Source organism: Anatilimnocola aggregata, assembly GCF_007747655.1.
GTDB classification, from domain to species: domain Bacteria; phylum Planctomycetota; class Planctomycetia; order Pirellulales; family Pirellulaceae; genus Anatilimnocola; species Anatilimnocola aggregata.
In genome coordinates this window covers 2,175,576-2,196,053 of sequence record NZ_CP036274.1, presented here as the reverse complement: position 1 = coordinate 2,196,053, position 20,478 = coordinate 2,175,576, and the positions used below count along the sequence as shown (strand labels likewise).

Annotated in this window: 18 protein-coding genes; 8 read left to right on the top strand and 10 right to left on the bottom strand. The window is 56.5% G+C overall.

Translation table 11 applies throughout. The features are described from left to right. Positions 1-38 precede the first annotated feature (38 nt). The 6 genes from ETAA8_RS34465 to ETAA8_RS08380 all read right to left on the bottom strand — a co-directional run bounded on the left by ETAA8_RS34465 (position 39) and on the right by ETAA8_RS08380 (position 9,948). On the bottom strand, positions 39-701 hold the full coding sequence (locus ETAA8_RS34465; RefSeq protein ID WP_202921681.1) for a YHS domain-containing protein: 663 nt from the start codon (positions 699-701) through the stop codon (positions 39-41). Between the two features lie 6 nt (positions 702-707). Further along, positions 708-1,064: a hypothetical protein gene (locus ETAA8_RS08400; RefSeq protein ID WP_145087432.1), complete on the bottom strand. Its 357-nt coding sequence runs from the start codon at positions 1,062-1,064 to the stop codon at positions 708-710. Positions 1,065-1,108: 44 nt separating this feature from the next. Continuing rightward, positions 1,109-2,245 carry a sialidase family protein gene (locus tag ETAA8_RS08395; protein WP_202921680.1) on the bottom strand — a complete coding sequence of 379 codons (1,137 nt, stop codon included), beginning with the start codon at positions 2,243-2,245 and terminating at the stop codon, positions 1,109-1,111. Beyond that, positions 2,238-5,762 (bottom strand): efflux RND transporter permease subunit, encoded by a 3,525-nt coding sequence (locus ETAA8_RS08390; RefSeq protein WP_315851586.1) that lies wholly within the window; start codon positions 5,760-5,762, stop codon positions 2,238-2,240. Before ETAA8_RS08390 ends, ETAA8_RS08395 begins: the two co-directional genes overlap by 8 nt. A 14-nt stretch (positions 5,763-5,776) precedes the next feature. Then, positions 5,777-7,828, bottom strand: a complete 2,052-nt coding sequence (locus tag ETAA8_RS08385; protein WP_145087426.1) for an efflux RND transporter periplasmic adaptor subunit — start codon at positions 7,826-7,828, stop codon at positions 5,777-5,779. Positions 7,829-8,463: 635 nt separating this feature from the next. Beyond that, entirely contained in the window at positions 8,464-9,948 is a 1,485-nt protein-coding gene (locus tag ETAA8_RS08380; protein WP_145087424.1) for a TolC family protein, read from the bottom strand. 368 nt (positions 9,949-10,316) lie between these two features. Here ETAA8_RS08380 and ETAA8_RS08375 point away from each other — a divergent pair, with 368 nt between their 5' ends. Continuing rightward, positions 10,317-10,814, top strand: coding sequence for a DUF2721 domain-containing protein (locus tag ETAA8_RS08375; protein WP_202921679.1), 498 nt, complete (start codon positions 10,317-10,319; stop codon positions 10,812-10,814). A gap of 37 nt (positions 10,815-10,851) precedes the next feature. On the opposite strand, the gene ETAA8_RS35865 is transcribed toward ETAA8_RS08375, so the two are convergent. Together ETAA8_RS35865 and ETAA8_RS08365 are read right to left on the bottom strand one after the other, a co-directional pair. After that, a complete protein-coding gene (locus ETAA8_RS35865; protein WP_145087420.1) occupies positions 10,852-11,664 on the bottom strand; it encodes an anti-sigma factor family protein in 813 nt (270 codons plus the stop codon). Next, positions 11,661-12,290 carry an RNA polymerase sigma factor gene (locus ETAA8_RS08365; protein WP_202921678.1) on the bottom strand — a complete coding sequence of 210 codons (630 nt, stop codon included), beginning with the start codon at positions 12,288-12,290 and terminating at the stop codon, positions 11,661-11,663. The genes ETAA8_RS35865 and ETAA8_RS08365 overlap by 4 nt, the downstream gene beginning before the upstream one ends. A gap of 403 nt (positions 12,291-12,693) precedes the next feature. Here ETAA8_RS08365 and ETAA8_RS08360 point away from each other — a divergent pair, with 403 nt between their 5' ends. Together ETAA8_RS08360 and ETAA8_RS08355 are read left to right on the top strand one after the other, a co-directional pair. Then, positions 12,694-13,230, top strand: a complete 537-nt coding sequence (locus ETAA8_RS08360) for a hypothetical protein (protein ID WP_145087416.1) — start codon at positions 12,694-12,696, stop codon at positions 13,228-13,230. A 134-nt stretch (positions 13,231-13,364) separates the two neighbouring features. Then, the gene (locus tag ETAA8_RS08355; protein WP_145087414.1) at positions 13,365-13,664 is read left to right on the top strand and encodes a hypothetical protein; all 300 of its coding nucleotides are present in this window, start codon (positions 13,365-13,367) and stop codon (positions 13,662-13,664) included. 296 nt (positions 13,665-13,960) lie between these two features. Here the strand turns inward: ETAA8_RS08355 and ETAA8_RS35565 are convergent, their stop codons facing one another. Further along, the gene (locus ETAA8_RS35565; protein WP_261343624.1) at positions 13,961-14,248 is read right to left on the bottom strand and encodes an ATP-binding protein; all 288 of its coding nucleotides are present in this window, start codon (positions 14,246-14,248) and stop codon (positions 13,961-13,963) included. A gap of 611 nt (positions 14,249-14,859) precedes the next feature. Here ETAA8_RS35565 and ETAA8_RS08345 point away from each other — a divergent pair. Beyond that, complete coding sequence (locus ETAA8_RS08345) at positions 14,860-16,173, top strand: HlyD family secretion protein (RefSeq protein WP_145087410.1); 1,314 nt, start codon at positions 14,860-14,862, stop codon at positions 16,171-16,173. 93 nt (positions 16,174-16,266) lie between these two features. Further along, positions 16,267-16,482 (top strand): hypothetical protein, encoded by a 216-nt coding sequence (locus ETAA8_RS08340; protein ID WP_145087407.1) that lies wholly within the window; start codon positions 16,267-16,269, stop codon positions 16,480-16,482. Positions 16,483-16,643: 161 nt separating this feature from the next. On the opposite strand, the gene ETAA8_RS08335 is transcribed toward ETAA8_RS08340, so the two are convergent. Then, positions 16,644-17,051: a type I restriction-modification system subunit M N-terminal domain-containing protein gene (locus ETAA8_RS08335; protein ID WP_145087405.1), complete on the bottom strand. Its 408-nt coding sequence runs from the start codon at positions 17,049-17,051 to the stop codon at positions 16,644-16,646. Between the two features lie 271 nt (positions 17,052-17,322). Between ETAA8_RS08335 and ETAA8_RS08330 the strand changes: the two genes are divergently transcribed. The 3 genes from ETAA8_RS08330 (at position 17,323) to ETAA8_RS08320 (ending at position 20,115) form a co-directional block, all read left to right on the top strand. Further along, entirely contained in the window at positions 17,323-18,489 is a 1,167-nt protein-coding gene (locus tag ETAA8_RS08330; RefSeq protein WP_145087403.1) for a hypothetical protein, read from the top strand. Positions 18,490-18,607: 118 nt separating this feature from the next. Then, on the top strand, positions 18,608-18,898 hold the full coding sequence (locus ETAA8_RS08325; RefSeq protein ID WP_145087401.1) for a helix-turn-helix domain-containing protein: 291 nt from the start codon (positions 18,608-18,610) through the stop codon (positions 18,896-18,898). A gap of 5 nt (positions 18,899-18,903) precedes the next feature. Then, a complete protein-coding gene (locus ETAA8_RS08320; protein ID WP_145087399.1) occupies positions 18,904-20,115 on the top strand; it encodes a tyrosine-type recombinase/integrase in 1,212 nt (403 codons plus the stop codon). Positions 20,116-20,478: the final 363 nt, after the last annotated feature.

The following is a 20,478-nucleotide window of genomic DNA, read 5'->3' as shown; positions in this document are numbered from 1 at the left end:
GGACGCGGTCGCGCCCAGTCCCAATTGCGGCCCAAACCTCACATGGTCTTTACTTCGACATAGGCCTTGGGTTCGCGAGCGAACGCTTCCTGGCATTCGCCGGAACAGAAGAAGTAGGGATGTCCCCGATAGCTGTCGCTCACCTTGGCGGTAGACCGACTGATTCGCATGCCGCATACGGGGTCGGTGGTTGCTTCGTCGGCGAAATCCGCGCCCCGATCAATGCGCAAGTAGGCGTCAAGAAAATCCAGCAATTTGGTTTCCACCCACGTTGCGACTAAGTCGTCCTGCACTTCATCCAGCGCAAATGTCAGGTTGTCATGCTCCACGAGTTTGATGAATACGGGCATCATCACAGCGTCGTAACGCACGATAACTTTTTCAAAACGAACATCGTGCTCAACCGTGTAAGACACCTTAGTGCTCGTCGGAAACCGTTCGCAGTAGCCGAACCAATACGAGCAACAGCCACTCGGTTCGTTTCTGGTGCGAGTGGCATTGGAGAAATACTCGGCGAGAATCTCCAGACGCGGTTGAATTGTCGTCGTCATTAGTCTGTTCGTGATTTGCGCAAGGCGCTCACGACGAGCGTTGATCTCGACCATGTACCGTTCAGCTTCGCCAGACTCCCAATGGGGCTCACGCGTGACCCGGGTCAATTGGTCTTTCACTTGCTTGGCAAACTCAAGGAGGTCGGCCATAGTCCCTTATTCCTTCTTTAGCTTGGCGAGGTAGGTGTCCTTGTTGGCCAGGACTTCATCGCGGCAGCCTTCGCAGCAAATCCAGATTGGTTTGCCGTCGACATCGACCTTCAGCGGCGGACCCATCGTTCCGAGCATCTTGTCCGTGACTAGGCAAACGTGCTGTTTCTCCGCTGATGCAGCATCCTCCGGGGAGAGTTTGGCCAGCTCGGCTTTCATTTTTTCCATGTCGGAAGGACCAACCACATTGCCGCCAGAGGCCGGCGGATTGGCTGCCGGTGGATTGGAGTTTTGATTGCAACCAGCGGTAACTCCCAACACAGCGACAGACAGAAGCAGAATGGACGCAATTTGTCGAATCATGGAATGACCCTTTCGATATTTTATTCTTGAAACGTAGAAGTTCGTTACTCGCTAACGGTCTGACAAAGAATGGTGTAGTTCTTGCCATCTCTCGATTCCCAAGCAACCACAACCGGCCCCGTCCCTTTAGGACTGGCCGCAATCACTGGATCACCAGCACGATTCGCCAAAGGAACGGGGGTCTTTTGGTCGGGAGTTAGCAAGTACGCTTGCTCTCCTCGCTTGATTAGCCATATCACAAACGGCCCGTCTTTGGTGGACGCAATCCAAGGCTGCTCGCCGACTCCGAGAGGTTGTTCAGCCTGCTTTCCAGAGAGAACGAGAAACAGCGATTTGTCGCGCCGCCAAACGGAACTGACTTGATTGCCTGTAACAGCAATTGCGCCGCCATCCATCGGGCAAGCCTTCAGCGGCCATGTTCCGGTTCCAAGTTTGGTTGCGTTCGCAAATTTCTTACCGCCGTCGGCTGATGTCGTGACGTAGATGTCACGATTCCCACCCAACGAATTTCGCCACTGTACATAAATCCGACCACGTTCATCGAATGCAACGCTCGGATGGCAGCATTCGCAAACGCTGCCGTCGGGAGACTTGTAGGCGAGGACGTTCTTGCTCCAGGTCTTGCCCCCATCGAGCGAAGTCGATGCCGCGATTTCCGTTGCCTTGTTGCGGAGGTCGAGCCAGACACAGCATATTTCGCCCTTGGGCCCCGCGGCCATCGCGTGCAAACCTTCGCGGGCGGCATCATCGACGTCGTTGACTTGCACGGGGCCAGTCCAGGTCTTGCCGCCATCGAGCGAACTCATCGCCAGTACGTCGCCATCGCGTCCCTTTCCTTGCTTCCCGCCGATTGCGGTGATGCAGATTGCTTTGTCCGTCGCGGCAATCCTTGGCCCGCGCCGCATGCCCAAAGACATGGCGTGTGCAAAGGTGAGTTCCGTGGGCTTGCTGAAAGTCTTGCCGCCATCATTGGAGGATTGGTAGCAGACGACGTCGTGAACCCCATAAACGACGTGAACCCCACCGGAGCCATCGACGGACAGCTGTGGTTGCTGAGGATGCCGAGGTGCCTCACCACGCACAAGTTCAATCGGTTCGGCCGCGTGAACAGAAGCTGAGATTGCCAATAAACAAAATAGAAACCGAAGCCGCGAGTTAACAAGCGAGTGACGCTTAAACATGAGTTGTCTCCATGGTGGGGCGTTCGGAAGCTGCCTGGGTAAGTTGTGGTCCTGCATTGTCCTGCGGTGCCAAGTGAAGTTTCATCTCCATATAGCCGCAGTAGAGGACTGGAACGACGAAGAGCGAGACTAATTCGATAAACATGCCGAAAAACACTGGCAGTGCCATCGCGCGGGCTACGTCAGCACCTCTGCCGGTGGCTAACATGACGGGCAGGAGGGCCGCGAAAGTGGTGAATGCCGTCATTAAGCAGGGACGAATGCGCCGGCGGCCGGCTTCTAGCGTCGCATTGCGCAATCCCTGAACCGTCTGGACCGGCAGGCGGGCGAACAACTGCTCCATGTAGGTCGCGATGACCACGCCGTCGTCTTCCGAGATGCCGATGAGTGCAATCAGGCCAACCCAAATGGCTGTGTTCATTTCGATCCCGTATAGCCCCAGGCCAATCATGCCACCGAAGACCGCGATTGGGATCTGTGTAAAAATGATTAACGTCAGAGGGATACTGCGAAAATTCAGATAGATGATGAGCAATTCCGCAAGGGCAACGAGGGGCATGATGAGGATCAGGCGGCGATTCGCCGCGATCTGATTCTGAAATGAACCGACGGTTAGCAGCGCATAACCTGCAGGGAGCTTGAGTGTGCCATCCGTTTGTGCCTGGCGCAAATGGTTCTCTACGGCTTCAACCGTTTCCAGATCGCCCGTCATTCCGGATGGAGCAAACGCGATATGTGCTACCAGCCGCGCATCCTCGCTGCTGATCATGCCCGGTCCCCAGGTCGTCTTCATCTTGGCTAGGATTTCCAGCGGAACCACCTCGCCTGACTCCGTCACCACCGGAAGTCGTGGTAGGTCGTCGATGCGCTCGCGCAGATCTCGTTGATAGCGAATGCGAATCGGATAGCGCTCGCGCCCTTCCACGGTCGTCGTGAGATTCATGCCCCCCAGCGCAGTTTCGATGACTTGATTGACCGACATCGTCGTCATGCCAAAACGAGCGGCGGCCTCGCGATCCACATCGAACTCAACGTACGGCATTCCGAGCACAATATCCGGATTGACCGTGGCTGCATTCACTTGGGGAATCTTCTTCAATCGCTCAGCGACGCTGCGAGCCGCCTCAGCCAGGCCATCCAGATTATCGCCATAGACGCGAATCGCCATGGGCGCTTTGATGCCGCTTTGGAGCATCACCACTCGCCCTTCGATGGGCTGCAGTGGTGACGCTGGCGTGACGCCGGGCAAGGTGCCAAGTGCGTTGATTTGTTCCCAGATGCTGTGGATGGTTACTCCGGGACGCCACTCCGACTCGGGCTTCAACATGACGTACGTTTCGATCATTACGCCCGGCGCCGGATCAAGGGCCGATTCAACTCGTCCGATTTTTCCGAGCACGTTCGCGACTTCCGGAATTTCCTTGATCAGGGCATCCTGAGTTTGCAACACTTCCATACCCTGCGAAAAACTGGCTGCGGGATAGAGGGTGGGCATGTAGAACCAGGTTCCCTCATCGAGCGCAATCCAGTCGTCGGTGCGCAGCCCAGGCAACCGATGCTTGAGATCGACGTAACCGGGAATCGCATTCGGCTCTGCACCTAAACCGTGGACAACTTGCTCGGCAGGGTACAAAATCGTCGGCAATCCCAACCAGGCACCCGTGCCAAGCAGAATGATCAGCAATGGCACCGCCATAAAACTGAACTTGTGCGCAAGCAGAAAACGAAGCGTTGGCTCGTAGATCCACAGAATGATCCGGCTCGTCGGATTCTCCTCGATCGGTCGAAGTCGTTCCCGCGACATCAAGTAAGCCATGCCGCCGATGAGTAAGCCGGCGAGCGGTGCAGTGGCCCACAAGGGCAACGGCGATACGTCCTCTATCCAAGGATGCCAAAACAGGATGCTGGCGAGCATGCCCACCGCGCCCGCGGCACCGGCAGCTACCCACCCCCGCCAGGTTGGCCAGCGAGCGCTGCTGAGTAGCAAGCGGCAGAGCGCGGGAACCAGAAAGACGGCGACTAACAGTGCCGCGAACATGGCGAACGTCTTGGTCCAGGCCAGCGGCGCAAACAATTTGTAGTCGCGGCCGGTCAAGAAGAAGACCGGCAGGAAGCTGACGATTGTCGTTGACACACCGGTCATCACTGCCGGCGCTACTTCGTGTGTGGCGTCAATAATCACTTCGGTTCGCGTGCGGGCATCGCGCGGTTGCAAGGTTCCATCGGTAGCACGAACGCCTCCTGCCTGGCTGGCTTCCCATTCCACCAGGTGTTGATAGATGTTCTCCGAAATGATGATCCCCAGGTCAGCGACCTCGCCAATGGCAATTGCAATCCCCGCCAGCGACATGATGTTGGCGTCGATCTTGAACCACACCATTCCGATGAAGGCCATCAACACGGCCATGGGTAAGGTCACGGCCACAATGATGCTGGCTCGGATATGCAACAGGAAAATGACAATGACGACCGCGGTAATCATTAGTTCTTCGCGCAGCGACTCGGTGAGCGTCTCCACCGTTTCGTTAATGAGGCCGGTGCGGTCGTAAATCGCCACGACCTTCACTCCCTTGAGGCCGGGCTCAATCTGCTTGATCTTGTCGCGCACGCGCTGAATCACGTCACGAGGGTTCTCGCCGAACCGCATCACTACCACCCCGCCAACAGCCTCCGAGCCGTTGAGGTCGATAGCGCCGCTGCGAAAGTCAGGCCCCAGTTGAACCTGCCCCAGATCGCGAATCCGCACAGGAACTCCGTCACGCGAAACAACGACGGTTTTCTCAATGTCGGCTAGCGACTGCAGCACGTCCTTACTTTGGCCTATGAAGCCGCGGCCTCGGATGACGTATTCCATACCACCCGATTCAACTGTCTTCGCGCCGACGTCGATGTTCGAGTCTTTAACGGCGGCGATTACTCGATCCAGCGGGATGTCGTGGAAGCGAAGTGCATCGGGATCGACTTCGATTTGATATTGCCGGACATAGCCGCCAACACTGGCAACTTCGCTGACTCCTTGAACTGATTGCAGTTCGTACTTGATGACGTAGTCCTGCAGCGAACGCAACTCGGCGAGGTTCATGCCCTTCGGACCATCGAGCACGTAGTAAAAAATCTGGCCCAGTGCCGTCGCATCCGGGCCGAGCGTCGGCGTGACGCCCGCCGGCAATGTCGCAATCGCGGTTCCCAATCGCTCCAGCACTCGGGAGCGGGCCCAATAGAAATCGGTGCCGTCCGCGAAGGTTACCTGCACGAAGCTGTAACCGAACATGCTCTTGCCCCGCACGCTTTCTGCGTGTGGCACCGTGAGCAAGGCAACAGAAAGGGGATAGGTGACCTGGTCCTCGACGTCCTTGGGAGACCGTCCTGGCCATTCGGTAAAAACTATGACTTGGTTCTCACCGACGTTGGGAATGGCGTCAATCGGCACCACCGTCGCGCAATATCCGCCGACTGCAGCGATGATCAGCGCTAAGAACAAAGTCAGAAACGGCTGGCGAACGCAGAAGTCAATCATCGCTCTCAACATCGTTAGGCATCGCCTTTCTTCACTGGCGTTGCCTGGCGCTGTTTATGCGAATCGTCCTTGATTTCGGGTTTACCCTGTGTCGGAAACATCTGCACCTTCTCGCCGCAGCGTAGCATTTCACTGCCGAAATACGGGTTGAGAAGCCTGTCATCCGTCTGGAGCCAATCGCCTCCGCCGCCGGGAACCATCGGACAGTAGAAGTGCGTGAAAGGACTTTGAGCACTTTCACTCCGCACTTGCGAAGCAAGGGTGACAATAGCGTGGCTGATGGGTTTGAATCCCTTGCGAGCCTCAGCCAGATCCATGTGGTGGAGATGCTCTGACTTGGCAGCCACTTCCTGGACGAGCTTTTTCGCCGCTACCGGAAACGCTGGATCTTCCGCCAGCTTAGCAGAAGACTCATGGATTGATTGTGCTGCGCGTGCTGTCGGCTTCTTGTCGGAAGCCAGCGCTTGCTGCACTTGAAAGTAGGCCGCATAGAGATCCTCAAGATTCTTTCCCGTGTCTCCGCCAACCGACGCGACGGCGATGTTTTCCAAGACCAGCGGCCCCTTCCGTTCTTTGCTACGAGCAATGGCTCGCAGCGGATCAATCAAACTTGGCTTACCCGCTAATTGCATTTGTGAGTCGATCAGGAAATTGCCAGCCGTGGCGACCTCCTCGTCCGCTTTGAGCCCTTCGAGAATCACGATCTTGTCGCGCAAGATCGGGCCTAACGTCACCGGGCGGATTTCAAACACGCCAAGTTTCGCTTCGACATACACGACGCTGTTGCCACCGGCCATCAAAACTGCAGGGCGTGGCACATACAACGACGCCTTCTGCGGAGTTGGTTCGTTGACGAATCCGTACCTGGACGTTGGCACGAGATCCATTCCGCAGATCGGGCATTGCCCAGGATCGTCGCGAATGATCTGAGGGTGCATTGGGCTGATCCATTTCCCAGCCAGGTCGGCATCAAACACGTTTCCCTTGGGACCGATCGGTAGTGTGATCAGCGCTTCGGCATAGTCGCCTGGTCGTAAGCGACCGTCGTTCAGCAGTTCGACGCGAACGCCAACGGTTCTCGTCTTGGGATCGACCGTGGGATCAATGAACGCGACCCGGCCGATTAGCTTTTCTCCGGGCAGTGATTGCACGACCGCCTCCACTTTTTGGCCGAAGCGAATGCGCGTGGCATCTTCGGGAAACAGTTTGAGCATCAGCCACACTGTCGACAGCTCGGCAATCCGATAGATGGGATCGCCCGCTTTCACGTAGTTCCCTTCAACAGCCAGCTTCTCCACCACCGTGCCGCCTTGGTGTGCATAGATCGTGAGGCGAGATTGAGCATTCCCGGAGCGTTCCAGTTCGGCGAGTTGATCATCCGTCATTCCAAATTCACGGAGTCGCTGCCGTGTATTCGCGGCCAAGGATTCTTGAGCCTGACGAACGGCGGCTAATCCGCCTGCTGCGGCCAGTGCACGCCGCGCTTCGATGTATTCCACCTGGGCGCCAAACAGCTGCGGGCTGTAAAGGACCGCCAGATGGTCTCCCTTCTTGATCTCGACGCCGGTGTAATCGGCGAAGAGCCGTTCGAGGCGTCCGTCGATGTATGAGGCGATGGTCGCTTGGCGACTTTCATCGACGGCAATAGCGCCCACGGTCTGCAGCGTTGCATCCAGTGGCCCGCTCACCACCTTGGCAGTTAGAATATTGGCCAGTCTTCGCTGGGCCGGCTCGATCTTGACGGAAAACTCATCCAGGTCGGCCGCAGCGCTGGAAGCGGGCACCAATTCCATCCCGCAAATCGGGCAGCGGCCAGGAGACGGCTGCCGAATCTGAGGGTGCATGGGGCAGGTATAGATCGCCCCTGACTTCGCCGCAGTTGCCATTGTCCCCGCCGCTGCAGGTAGCAAACCCAATCGCTGGGCCAAACCGACCACGACGATCAAGGCAACAACCCCGAGCAGAAACAGGCCCACCGGGAGCAGTTTCTTACCAATCCAGAACAGGCGATCTTTCAGCGAAGGCTGAGACTGGGGGGAGTTCGGGATGCTAGACGCTGCGGACATGACGAGGCCTCAAATCAAATCTGGTTCAAACCGATTGCGCAGCGAAAGCGACTGCGAATGAAGCGAAAACACTAGCCCAGAAGGAAAGCCTGAGGCTTCCGTGCTGCGTATTGTCGGAAAAAAGCGCGCAGCGGTGGACCGGAATCAGATCAGGATCGCCAGACACAGAATCGCGACTGAATCGAGCGGGACTTCACGGAAACCGCGATGGAATCGCAGCAAACAGAATCTAACGGCCGATCGAACATCGCCGATTGCACCGTAACCTGAGACCCTGCGACCCACTTCAGCGATCGGCCACTCTCGTCGGTTGCGGCGGGTTGTGATGGCTCCCGCGATTCCTCTTGGCGCTGACACGAACAAGCCGGCATCGGCGTGGCTGAACTGCAGCAGCACTTCGTAGCACTCTTACAACTAGCCGCAGGCGATGCTGTAGCGGAAGAACAACCAGCGTGCGCTAGCGAGGGTGTCCCTAACCCGCTTCCGGCAATCGGTGCCAGAAGCAAGAGGGAGATCACACATCGCAAATATCCGCCGCGATTGAACATTCCACACCAATGGGCTGCGCCGCAATGAACACGACGTCTCCATTATCCTGCGGCGAGGAGTCGTGTCTAGTGCGTAAGATCCGTTGATTAGGGCGCAGGTTGTGGTGCGTCGGGGGTGGCTAAGAGATCGACACCGACCGTCTGCCGGATGCGGGCCAGTGTCGTTGCGAGTTGGCCAAGAGCGCGATGGTAACCCAATTCGAGATTAAGGAGCGTGCGATAGTCGCGAATCACACGGTCAAATGTCACCGTGTTGTTGACGAGTGATTTTTGATCTGCCTCGAAAGTCTGCCGGGCCTGGGGAAGAATCGTTTTCTCGTAGAGTTCGATGGTTTGCTGTGCCGCTCGCGCCTGTTCCCACAGATCGCGCAAGTTGGCGTCGATGCGCAGGCTTACTTCGTCTTCAGTGGCATGAGCCGCGTAATGCTGGCGGGTCGCTTCGTTGACCATCGCTTCGTTCTTCCGATGCCAGATCGGCAGCGTACTGGAAACATTCAAAGTCCAGGCGTCGTTGCCAGCGCCTGGCGACATGTCTGCCGGGTCAGCCGCCATCACCATCCAGCTTGCCCCGACACTCACGTCAGGCCGCCGCTTCAGCCGAGCCACTTCAATGCCCCAGCGAGTCGCTGCCGTGCGGAGCCGGGCTGCATTTAGCTCAGGCTGGGCACCCATGGCGATGTGATGCAACAGGTCGTGGTCCCATTGGGGAACTTCGACATCTAATCTTGTGGGCGGGCTAATGGGTGTCCGCGATTCTCTGCCAGCCAGGCGGTTCAGCTCCGCCGTTGTCGCAACCAATTGTTGCCGATAGCTCAGGAGTTGCTCCTGCAGGCTACTGAATTCGAGTGTCGCCATTAAGACGTCGCCCGCCTGCGCGTCGCCAGCAGCGACGCGGGCATTCGCGGTTTTGATGAGCGATTCGAGTTGCCCCTGTTCCGCCTGCGTTGTGCTGATCTGCTTGCCAAGGACGTACAACTTGTACCAGGTTGTACGAATCTCTCCCACGACTCGCAGCCGCTCGGCTTGATACTGATTCTCGGCGACCAATGCTTCAAAACTCGCCATCTGGGCTTCGGCTTTCAGCCGGCCGATCCAGGGAATCATCTGCATGTATTGCAGTTCGGCCAACTGCCGATCCGGCACGAAGTTCATCGCGTCGCCGAAAAACATGCCCGAGAGTGTTGGGTCTGGCAGCTTCGCGACATACCCGACTTTGGCCCATTCAGCCGCGGCTTCTTGTTGCATTCGCCGCAGCGTGGGATTGTTGCTCAGTCCCGCAAGTTCCAAATCGGCGAGCGTCTCAACGTGCTGAAGGAGCACGGGGGCAACATGTTCTAGGCCAGCGGCGTTTTGCGGTGGCGGCAATTGACCTGGATTGCCTTGCTGATGTGACGCCAATTGGACGGTTGGCTCGACCGGCCGAACGACTGGCGTCACCGCAGCGGAAACGGGTTTTTGTTCTAGTGGAGGCGATGTGCGGACTTGCTGCTGTTTCGACGTTTCACACCCGAGACAGCAGATCACTACTGCTGTCTGCAGGAGAAAAACGTCCAGACGCACGATCTTGCGCATCGCAGCGAAACCTTGGGGAAGTGACTAGCCGCCGGCACACATGAAAACTACGGAGCTATCGCTGACTTCGGCACAATCCGCGTTCAAGTCGTAACCGATACGGGCGGAGCGTCGATTTTCCACGATGCAGCGTTCGGCTGGATTCGTTTAGTCAAAATGTGCCGGTAATACCGGCCGTGAGACACGCCGCGCCATGCCGTGGAAATCCCGATTTTCACCAGCACCGTTTGTCAGCACGGCCGCATCGCATCGGCTTCCATCCGCACGGCAGTGAATGGATTCAAAATGCCCGGCATCGAGCGGTTTAGGAAACCCGGTTAAGATGTGCCGAACTGGGACGACTTACATCATTCAGAGGGCTGCAGAGAGTGCTTCATCCAGTCGAGGTTTTGGCGGCGTTAATTACTCCGGGCGTGCTCATTTCAGCCACGGCCCTGCTTCTGTTATCCACGGCAAACCGCCTCGGCCGTGTAAATGACCGAACTCAAACGCTGATTGCCGAGTTGGATGCGGAAACTCCAACGTCGAATCCGGCGGACAACCAAAATTTGAAGGACGAACTGATCTTGAAGCAACTCGCGAGTTTGCTGACGCGGCTCCTTTTGTTGCGCTCTGCAGTCACGGGAATGTATGTGGCAATCGCTCTGTTGGTAGTGACCAGTATCACAGCCGGGCTACACGTGATCATTCCCCAGATCGTAAGCATGATCCCTATCTCTTTAGCGATGCTTGGGGCGATGGCCTTCCTCTACAGCATTGTCCTGCTGATTCGAGAGGCGGCAATCGCGGTCCATACGACCTTGGAAGAGATCGCTTACGCCGAAGGTCTGGTGGAATCACGCAAATCGCTTCGCCAGCAGAAATGACAGCGTCAGCGGCCATCAACCGCGCAGTTTAATCTGGTCACTGTGGCTCTAGCTCAGCAACTAGTGCTGCCAATTCAGTAACGTCTTTGACCCCAACCACTGTCACGAAGCCGCGTTCGACGGGCCAAGTCGCAACCAGCTGTTTCCCGGCCTCGACGAGGCAACAAGACTTTCCAGCGCACTCAGTGCGCACCTGAGGTCTGCTGCCGAACCAATCTCCTTGCTCCTCCGTGTGTTCAAACAGGACGAAAGACGTTTGCCCTTCGCAGGAATAGTTCGTTTGTACACAGTCGCAGCAGGGCATTTTGATCGCGAGACGTTCTCTTACTTGATGTTTAGCAAGCAGCGTGGGAGTGGCGATGGTGCGCCGGCGCAGAAACTCCGATGCTCCCTCCTGATCAACGACCTTCCCGTGGAACTGCTTGGCAAGAATCCCTGCTGCTTCAGCGTTACCGCTAACATACGCATCCAAGAACCGATTGAACGAAGTGACCATCAGCCGGTGATCATGCGTGGTCGGCTTCGTCACCCAGGGCTGCCAAATCCCAACCGAAATCAAGATAGTTGCTGCAATTGCGGCGGCTGCAGTCAACCAGCGCCGTCGTTTTGCTGAATCAGGAGAAGCAACTGCATCTCGCGCCACGGCTCGTTGCACGCTCCGAACTAGGCCAGCCGGTGGTTTGGGGGTGGGCGACTTGCGAACAAGCCCGGAAAGAGCTTCGTGCGATTCCAACTGATCGCGGCAGCTCTGGCAACGCGCAAGATGATCCACCACGTCGTCTGCCTGGTCACCCGGCAACTCACCGTCGTGGAATGCGGAGAGTAACGGGATGACCTGTTCGCAGTTCATTGATTTTCAGGCGACCATCCGAGTCTGGTTAAATGCTCTTTAAGCTGCTGCCGCGCCCGATTGATTCGGGACGCTACCGTGCCTTCTGGCAGATCCAGCATTTCAGAGATTTGCTCGTAGGTCAGTCCTTCCTCCTCGCGTAAGACGAACACGATTTTCAATTCCGGCTCGATTCGAGACATTGCCAATTCTAACAACTCTCGGTCATCTGAATCAGCTGGCCGCGGAGGGTTAAAATCTTGCGGATCCACCGCCAGCACAGCCACTTTTCGGTTCGAGCGACGGCGGATGTGTTGCAGCGATTCGTTGATGGCAATTCTGCAGAGCCAGGTCGCAACGGTCGAGAGCCCCTTGAACTGATCAATGTGCCGAAACACTTGCAGGTAAACCTGCTGAGTCACGTCATCGACGTCGTTCCGGCCCACCAAACGATACACGGTTCGATAGACGAGTTCTTGGGACTCCAGGACTAAGTCACGTTGGGCGCTAGGATCCCGCTCCTGACACTTTGCCAACAAACTGGTCAACCGCCGGCATCGCACCGTTCGCAGTCGCTCCTCTTCTTGATCAGATGCCACTGCTGGTTCAATTCTTCTTGCTTTCGAAATTAATTGCGTGAGGGGCATGGATTGTATTCCCATTCGGAGAGAGGCATCAGATGGCAAGCGAGGGTTAATTAGGCAAACACTGTGCCCATGGCAGGTCTTCGCCATTTGGCCTGAGATCGACGGTAAATCGTTCAAATCGCTGGATTGGCCACTCGCTTCCGCACAGGCAGTATGCGAATTCGCACGCCCAAGCCACCTAACGCACAACCTTGAAAATTCTTGCGAATTCCAAGAAGAAAGCCGATTCACTCGCATCGAATGTTGTGTGAGACAAATGGTGCGGCGAAAAATCAGCCCGCCAGACTCACTTGAATCGAGAATCATCGAATTTTTGTTGGCTTAGTTAGCCACGGTTCGTGTGAAATACTTTGCAACCGTTTGTTATGGCGGAGCGGATTGCGATCGTTTGAAGGAACCCAAGATGAATACCTCACGTCGATTTCTGTTTGGTGCCCTGGCCGTTGCAGCGACTGCCATGTTGGTTGGGCCAGTCTCGGCTCAGAAAGATGCCGGGTCGAAAGCTCGCGGTGAAGCCACTGTTCCGTTCTGGTCGTCGAAGGCTTCGCAACGACACTTTGAAAATGCCCGCAACTACAGCTACGACTTCCGCGGATACGTGCAAGCGAATCCGAAGCCTTCACCGGCCGTGGTGAAGGAAGTGACGACTGGCATTGGTCACAACTTGGCCGAAGCCAAAAAACACTTGGCTCAGATGAAGAAAGACTTCGCAACCAATAAGTCTGCTGTGACCGCTATCGAAGGTTTGGAAAAGCAAGTCGCGGCTGCCTATGAGCATCACGACAAGCTGATGGCCTGCTGCAACGACGCTACTTTCGATGCGATGAAGACCATGACTTGCTGTGACGACCTCGGAGCGGAAATGGACAAGATCCTCGACAGCCACACCAAGCTGATGGATTCGCTGGCCCCAAAACACGCAGCTCCTGCGAAGAAGTAGATAGTCCGACAAAGAAAATGCGGCGACCACCGTCGCCGCCTGATGGACGAAGAAGAGAAATTAACATCACCACTGGTGACAGCCCGCTCCTTGTGAGGAACCTCGACTGCCGCCCCTTTGAGAAGGAGAATGTCATGTCCAAGCTCATTTTCACCACGACTCTCGCTGTCCTCGGCCTCGGGCTGATCGCGACGAACGTTGAAGCTCGTGGCCGCGGTCAGTGTGGCGTGACCTACGTCGCACCAGCTGTCGCCGCCGCACCGGTTCAAACCGCCGCTGCTCAGCCGCAGGCCCCAGTGCAAGGTTACCGTGCCATGTCGTACCAACCCGCTCCACAATACTTTGCTCCTGTCTATCAGGGCACGCAAGGTGGAGGTGGTGGTGGGCAGGATCTCTGGCGGTATCAGAAGACTGATCCGCGGAAGTATCGTTAACATCGTTCGCGATTGACGTTGACTGCTTACCGAGATCGCGGCAACTGCCGCGAAACCTTGACTCCAGCGATGACTTCGCTGGAGTCACCCGTTTCTTGTCCGCCCGAATCAAACGCTGTATTCAATCGGAGCTTGAGAATCGCATCTTCTCGTATTCGTTAGATGGGCATGCGCATCAGCGATTATTCCGATTCGCGTAGATCACCATGGCAGTTCTGTCGTTCGCGAGTCCAAATCATTTGACCGGAAGAGTCACTACGATTTCCGTGAGATAACTGTCTGCTGCAGATAGGCGATTAGGCCCAACATGGATTGTCACCCCCATGGGCTTCCACCAAACGCAGAGCAATCGAAGTTCCCAGACCCGTGCCCGTTGGTTTGCTGGTATAGAACGGCTCGAAAATCCTCCTTCGCTGTACTTCGGACATTCCGGTACCATTGTCCTGCACGCGAACAACAAGCGCGAGGCGGTCTCGAAGCAATCCGCTCACAGCGAATGAGAATCCGGGCAGGGTCGACGGCGGCTGAGCAAGTCGATGACGCGCGGACCATCCATGTTCACTTGACCTAGCGGAAGATTTCATGTGCCAAGGCTGATGAGACTGATTCGCATTTCGCTGCAGCAAAGCCGCAGCCCATTTTAGCTTAGCTAAGCGACAATTTCGAGGCGATAATCGAGAGTCTAAATCGCTGCCCCGGCCGTTCCAACTGCTTCCCCGACTTAAACTCAGCGGAAGCGCCATCCTCAGCACGTTGGGCGGCGCGATTGGCTTGCTGATAGCGACGACGATCCTCAAGACTGGCAAGTCGCTAGGTGAAAACGCGTCCCGACGAGTTGCCGGACAAACGCAAATGAGAAACGAAGTCCCGCAGAAGGCTGCGACTAGACTGTAAAGCGGCAGAGTGCCGCGCAGATTTCGAGCGCAGTTTCGCTCGGCAAATCAATCGTCTCAACGCTGATGGGGGTACGTCGAGCAAAGGACACCAACCAGGGTGCTTGGCGTGCGACAGGCAGCAGGGCATGCGCAATGACCTTTTCATCGTTATCGTCCGCACGAACCTTTCTGCTACACTTGAACCGATTTGCATCTTGGCCAAGGCACATCTAGGCGTGTTCCTACCTAAGCGATCAACGAATGCCAAGAACAATGGACGATTCGGCAGCCACCGCTAGCAAGAGTTTACTGACAATCACGTGCAACGAGACACCGCGGCGGCGTTGGCGTTTCAAAGTGAAGGCGAAGCACGCGAGGGCGAATACGACCAGCAGAATTTCTATCGACTGCTAAGAAAAGCGGTCAGTCGAACGACGGCGAACCGCAAAATCTTTCTCCGTGTACCCGTGATTGAAGGGCAGGAGCTAAGTGCGGGAGACGACGTAGCACAACTGATCGACTCGGACTCGAAATTGAGATTGCAGGACGTTGCTGCGGAATTGAAATCGCGCCAAGCTGAATTGTCGAGCCGGAAGGCATCGCTGGTGGCAGCAGAAACTCGCTTGCGCGAGCCATTGGACTTGCAAACCAAACTGGCCGAAGCGGAAGCCATGCTGGCCCGAATTGCCACCGAGCGATCGCGTTTGCCATGCCAGATCGCCGCAGCTCAATCGAAACTGACGCTCACCGCGAAGGAACTGGAAAGCCGACAAAATTCCACGGAAGTATTGGGAAAGCTCTCATTGGCGCGGGCAGAAAACGAAAATCAAGTGGCCAGCGCAGCGCACCGAGAGTTGTTGGCCCGGCAGGCAACGCTGGAACAGGAGCAGACAGCGAACGAACGACGGGGCAAAGCGCTGCAGTGTCAATTGGATTTGAAGACGGATGAAATCCGGCAGCGAGACGACGCAGTGGCTGCGGTGGAATTGGCCGAGGCCAAAGTGATGCAAGCGACTGTCATGGTGGACGTCGCCAAGCTCAACCTCAGCCGAATGACCATTAAGGCACCAACCGCCGGCAAAGTGCTTGCGCTGGTCGCCCGGCCCGGCAGCAAGGTGATGGGACGAACGGCTGCCACCGCGCCCGAAGCATCAACTGTCATCACGATGTATGCCCCGGCCCGGTTGCAGATCCGAGCTGACGTGCGGCTTGAAGAAGTGCCGCGTGTCTTCGTGGGCCAACAAGCTCGGATTGAACCCCCCGCCGTCAAAGTCGCTCTGAAAGGTGAAGTGATAGCGGCGACCTCGATCACGGACACCAACGCTGCGGACGAGAATTTCATCTTCACGCATCTGGAGTTTTTGCAACGCATCCCCGGCCTCAACTCCGTTGGCACCGCTACGCAGATTGGAGTTCTTCTCAACGAAGTTGCGTCACTGCAGCAAGTCGCCAAGGCCGCCGACGAGAATTTCCGCGCTGGATACGTGGGCACCAACACTCGCCCCCTAGGCGTGTTCCAGCTCTCAGTCCTGGGCGATCTGATCGGACTAATTGGAATCCTGCGCTACCTGGCGTTGGCCTGCGTCGGTCTAGTGCTCGCGCTCGTCGGAACGACAACGTTGATGGCCGTGTAAGATCGCGTCCGCGAGTTCGCGGTGCTGCAAACGATGGGCTTTTCAGGGCCGCTGATCTTTTAGCTCGTACTCACCGAAAGTGTCATCCTCAGCATGTTGGGCGGCGCGATTGGCTTACTGATTGCGACGACGATCCTCAAAACCGGCAACCTGGCAATTGGCATCGAAGCCGTGCTGGTCCCATTTTTGGCAACTTCGCACCTCGTGCTGACGGGAATCGGTGTTTCGGTTGTCGCTGGGCTGCTGGCCGGCATTTCTCCTGCTTGGACTGCCGCTCGATCTGAAATTGTTTCCGGATTGCGAGGGTGATTCTCACTCCACATTAGTGTTGACACTGCGATCAAGGTTTTAGCAGCGCTCTCTGAAGAGAGCGTCGCCGAAACCTTTGTCACGTTATTCGGCCGTAAGCTCTTACGCGACGAAGGTTTAGTCCGCCCGACTTGCGGCGGTGATTTCGACCGACGGGCCTGTCAAACGCCTTTAAACGGCTCAGGCACTGCGAAATCAGCGGCTTCTCGCCGCGACCGCGGGGATGGGAAGCGGGCGTCTTTCATGTGGTGGGCATACGTCGAGTTATAACCCCCAAGCGTGCGGTGAAACGGAAAGCCGTGCTCGCCGACGGTGGTATACATCACGCTCGGCGACTTATGCTTGAACCGCGACCAGCGCAGGTCGTCGCAGGGACAACGCCGGCTGTCCTTCCCTTCCGGAAACACCCGCCGCTCCATCGGCTTCTTCAGCCGCGTGGCCTTGTTCTCGTCGAGCGTGTGCAGATCATCGAGCCGCCGCATGAAGAGCAGGTACGTGATCTGCTCGATGACTTCGAGCGGATTCGAGATGCCGCCCGCCCAGAACGCATTCCAAATCGCATCGATCATGCTCCCTGGAGTTCGCCGCCGGTGGTATCGAGATCACCTCCACCAAAGGCCTCCGAGTAGCTTAATTATTGGCAAAAACGCGTCATAATAAGATGAGGAGAATATAGCTATTGCCTTGCATGGTGCGGCACGTTGAGACTCCGCCAGCGCAGGCCAGCGCCTGAATTTTTCTCCAAATCGTGTCATAATGAAGTGGATACAGAGTAGTGAAGTTTTAGCACACGCGACCTGCGAAGGCCGAAATTGTCGGTCGATGAAAATGGAGTTTGCGATGAACCTTGAGGCTGCGGAACCAGCGGATGATGCCCACTCCATTAGCCATTTGCTTTTCCGTTCCGTTGATGCTTTTCTAGAACTTCCCGTCGAATACCGCTGGGAATTCACGCGTCGCCATCCGTACTACCTACTGTGCTGGAGAGCCGCGCGCGCATTTCGAGAATCGCCAAGTCCTGACGAAGCAGAGAGATTCTGTCAGCAGGCTGCCTCGATCGTTTTGAACGCAATCAATGTTGCGCCGAACGCGCCGCTTCCAGATCCACACGATGAAATCACAGCGCTCGGATACGGCTCGATTCCTGGCGGTTGGGTAGAGGGGGCGGTTGCCCCAGCGATGTTGCGGACGCTGGCCCACATGTTGCTCGCTGCATTACCCAAGACTCAAAGATCTCAATTTGGCCGTTTGCTGAACGAATCTGCCGAGTTTGACGCGATGGATTCCGAACAGATGTGGGCGATTCACGAGCGATTGTCGCAATTGCCGGGCGACGCATGGAATTCATTTCCCGAGGCACCCATCGTCAGCATCAATCTTCAGTCACCCCAGCGAGCGATCACCGAAGCGATCGAGACCCTGGTGCGGCAGTGGAAGGATGAGCGCAGCATCACCGAGACCAGACGGCGCGACGACAAACTGAAAGAGTATCTGGAGGTCTGGGATCTGAGAGAAGGCTGGCACAACGGCGAGTATCATGGGGACCGCGAAATGAAGCTGCAGGAAATTGCAGCTCATCTGAAGGCGGGCTCCATTAACACGATTGCCAATCGTTATCGTTCCGCGTTTCGATATCTGACGGGGCACGAGTATCGACCAGAGCTTTGGATACGCCTGTTCGGAGGTCTCAAATTAGCGACTGCGGACCAACTCTCACGCCTCGCGATGCGGCGACCGTGGCGAAGCCGCAATTTGCGGCCGGCTACGGAGAGCGTGTTGCTGCCAGGTCGTCGCGAACCTGACGACGAGCAGTTCTTGGCGGGCGTCGGCATTACCGGATCAGACCTGTCCGTCATTGAATTGCAACTCGACATTCAGACGCTCCTAGAACGCGGCTATTCAGATGAGCAGATCTGCAGCGAGCTGTTTTCTGATGGCGGTCAATCAATCGAGGACGTCCATGCGTTGGTCGCAGCACTCCGGTCGCGCCGCGATGAATCTCTGTAGCTCGTTTTCTGCAACGAGCGCCAAAAATTAGCGCCCACGCTATTTGGTAAGCGGAAGAAGTGGGTTCCCGGTGTGTCGGGGACATCACACTCGCTCCAAGTGCGCAGGCGCATTCATCATGTCCAGCGGCTCAACGCCAGCGACACCGCAACACCTCACTCTGCAAGAGTTTAGCGCGATCTCGCGGCTGTCGCCGTCGACGATCCATCGGCTGATCAAGGCCGGCAAAATCCCCTTTGTTCAGCCAGCTGGCAAAGGGGGCAAACTTCTCTTCCCCCTCAATGCCATCGAGCTGATGGCCACTCGCACACTGGACCGACCAAGCGCTCCCGCCGTTGCCAGTGGCGACGACTGCGTACGCTTATCTGGTCCGCGGCCGAAGTGGACGCAAGCTCCTAAACGCGGATAAAGCATATGGCCAAATCGAAAAAACAGTCTGCGTCGATTTCTGCAAAGCACTTCACCTGGCGGTTTTTCCGTCGTGATGGCGTTTACTACGCCGATGGACGGACCAACAAGCATCATCTCGGAAAGCACTCCCTAGGAACTCGCGACCGGGATGAAGCTCTTACTCGCTTGAAGCACCTAGATCAACAAAAGGCTGTTGAACACGGACTCATCTCGGCTGCTGCGTTAGAAATGTGTTCCGCGCCGTCGATTGCTGACGGCTGGTGCCAATACCTCGACGAGATCGACAGCAATCACGTCATGGGCGGGGCTACGCCGGAAACGATCAAGCGCTACGGCGCAGTGCGTGATAAGCATGTTGAAGATTGCCGGAAGCACGGCATTGAAACTTGGGCGGAATTCGATGAGGCGGCGCTACGGGCGTACGGCAAACGTCTGGCTCAGAAGTGTGCGGATCGCACGGTTTATCTCGAGCTAACGCTCCTCAAGTCGATCAACACCTGGCTGATCAGCCACAAGTTGTTGCCGGCCTCGGCCAAGCTGATCCTGCCGCTCAAGAAGCCTCAAGGCACGGATACGTACTGCTATAGCGCGCACGAGGTGACCGCGCTGGTCAGTCACTGTCGCGATGATCGCAAGCTCGTCTGGTTGGCAGATCTGCTGATGGGCCTCGCATTTACCGGGATGCGGATCAGCGAGCTCGCCGGGCTGCGTTGGAGCGATGTGAACTTTGAAAAGGGAATGATCCGCGTCGCGGACGAACGGTCCAGTCGATTCAAGCGTCAAGCGGGCTCGGCGCGCACGACTAAGGGGCGGCGTTCGAGAACGATTCCGATTCACCCCGAGCTTCGCACCCTTTTGGTTGGCCTGACACGAAAGCCCGATGGCTTCGTCTTTCATGCTGCGCTCGGTGGCCGGGTGCTCGCTCGCAACGTGCTGGAGCAGTTCATCAAGCACGTCATCGAACCATTGCAAACCAAGTTCCCGACACCGCAAGGCGAAATTGGCTTTGAGCATGGCAGGCTTCACAGCTTCCGCCATTATTTCTGTAGCCAGTGTTTCCTAGGCGGGGCGTCGGAAGGGGAAATCAAAGAATGGCTGGGGCACGCGGACTCGAAGATGGTGGAGCACTACCGCCATCTGCGCGGTGAGGATGCCCAGCGGAAGATGAGCCAAATTCGGTTTTTGGACCGGGCCGAAGGTCGGACCGGAAGTTAGTTTTAGGTAACCCCGGCGTTGGTAACAACCTGAGCGATGAAAGGAGAGAGATCCCGGACGAGTGGGACAAATTAAGGTGCCAGCAGGTATCAAACCTTCGGAGCTGGACTTGATTTTGTCCCAGTTCTTGTCCCAGTGACTGGGACAAAGACAAAACGCTCGCCGTAAGTGCCTTTTGCAAAGCGGCTTACGGCGAGCGTTTTCGAGACAAGCGGAGAGGACAGGATTCGAAGTAGGGTGTTTTTGCAAGTCATTGACCACCAACAACTTGTCGCTTTAGTCCTTTGATGGTAACGATTTAGTCCGTTCACGCAATTCACTGCAATCTAATCGACAATCATTCGTTTTCACCAATTTTTGGCT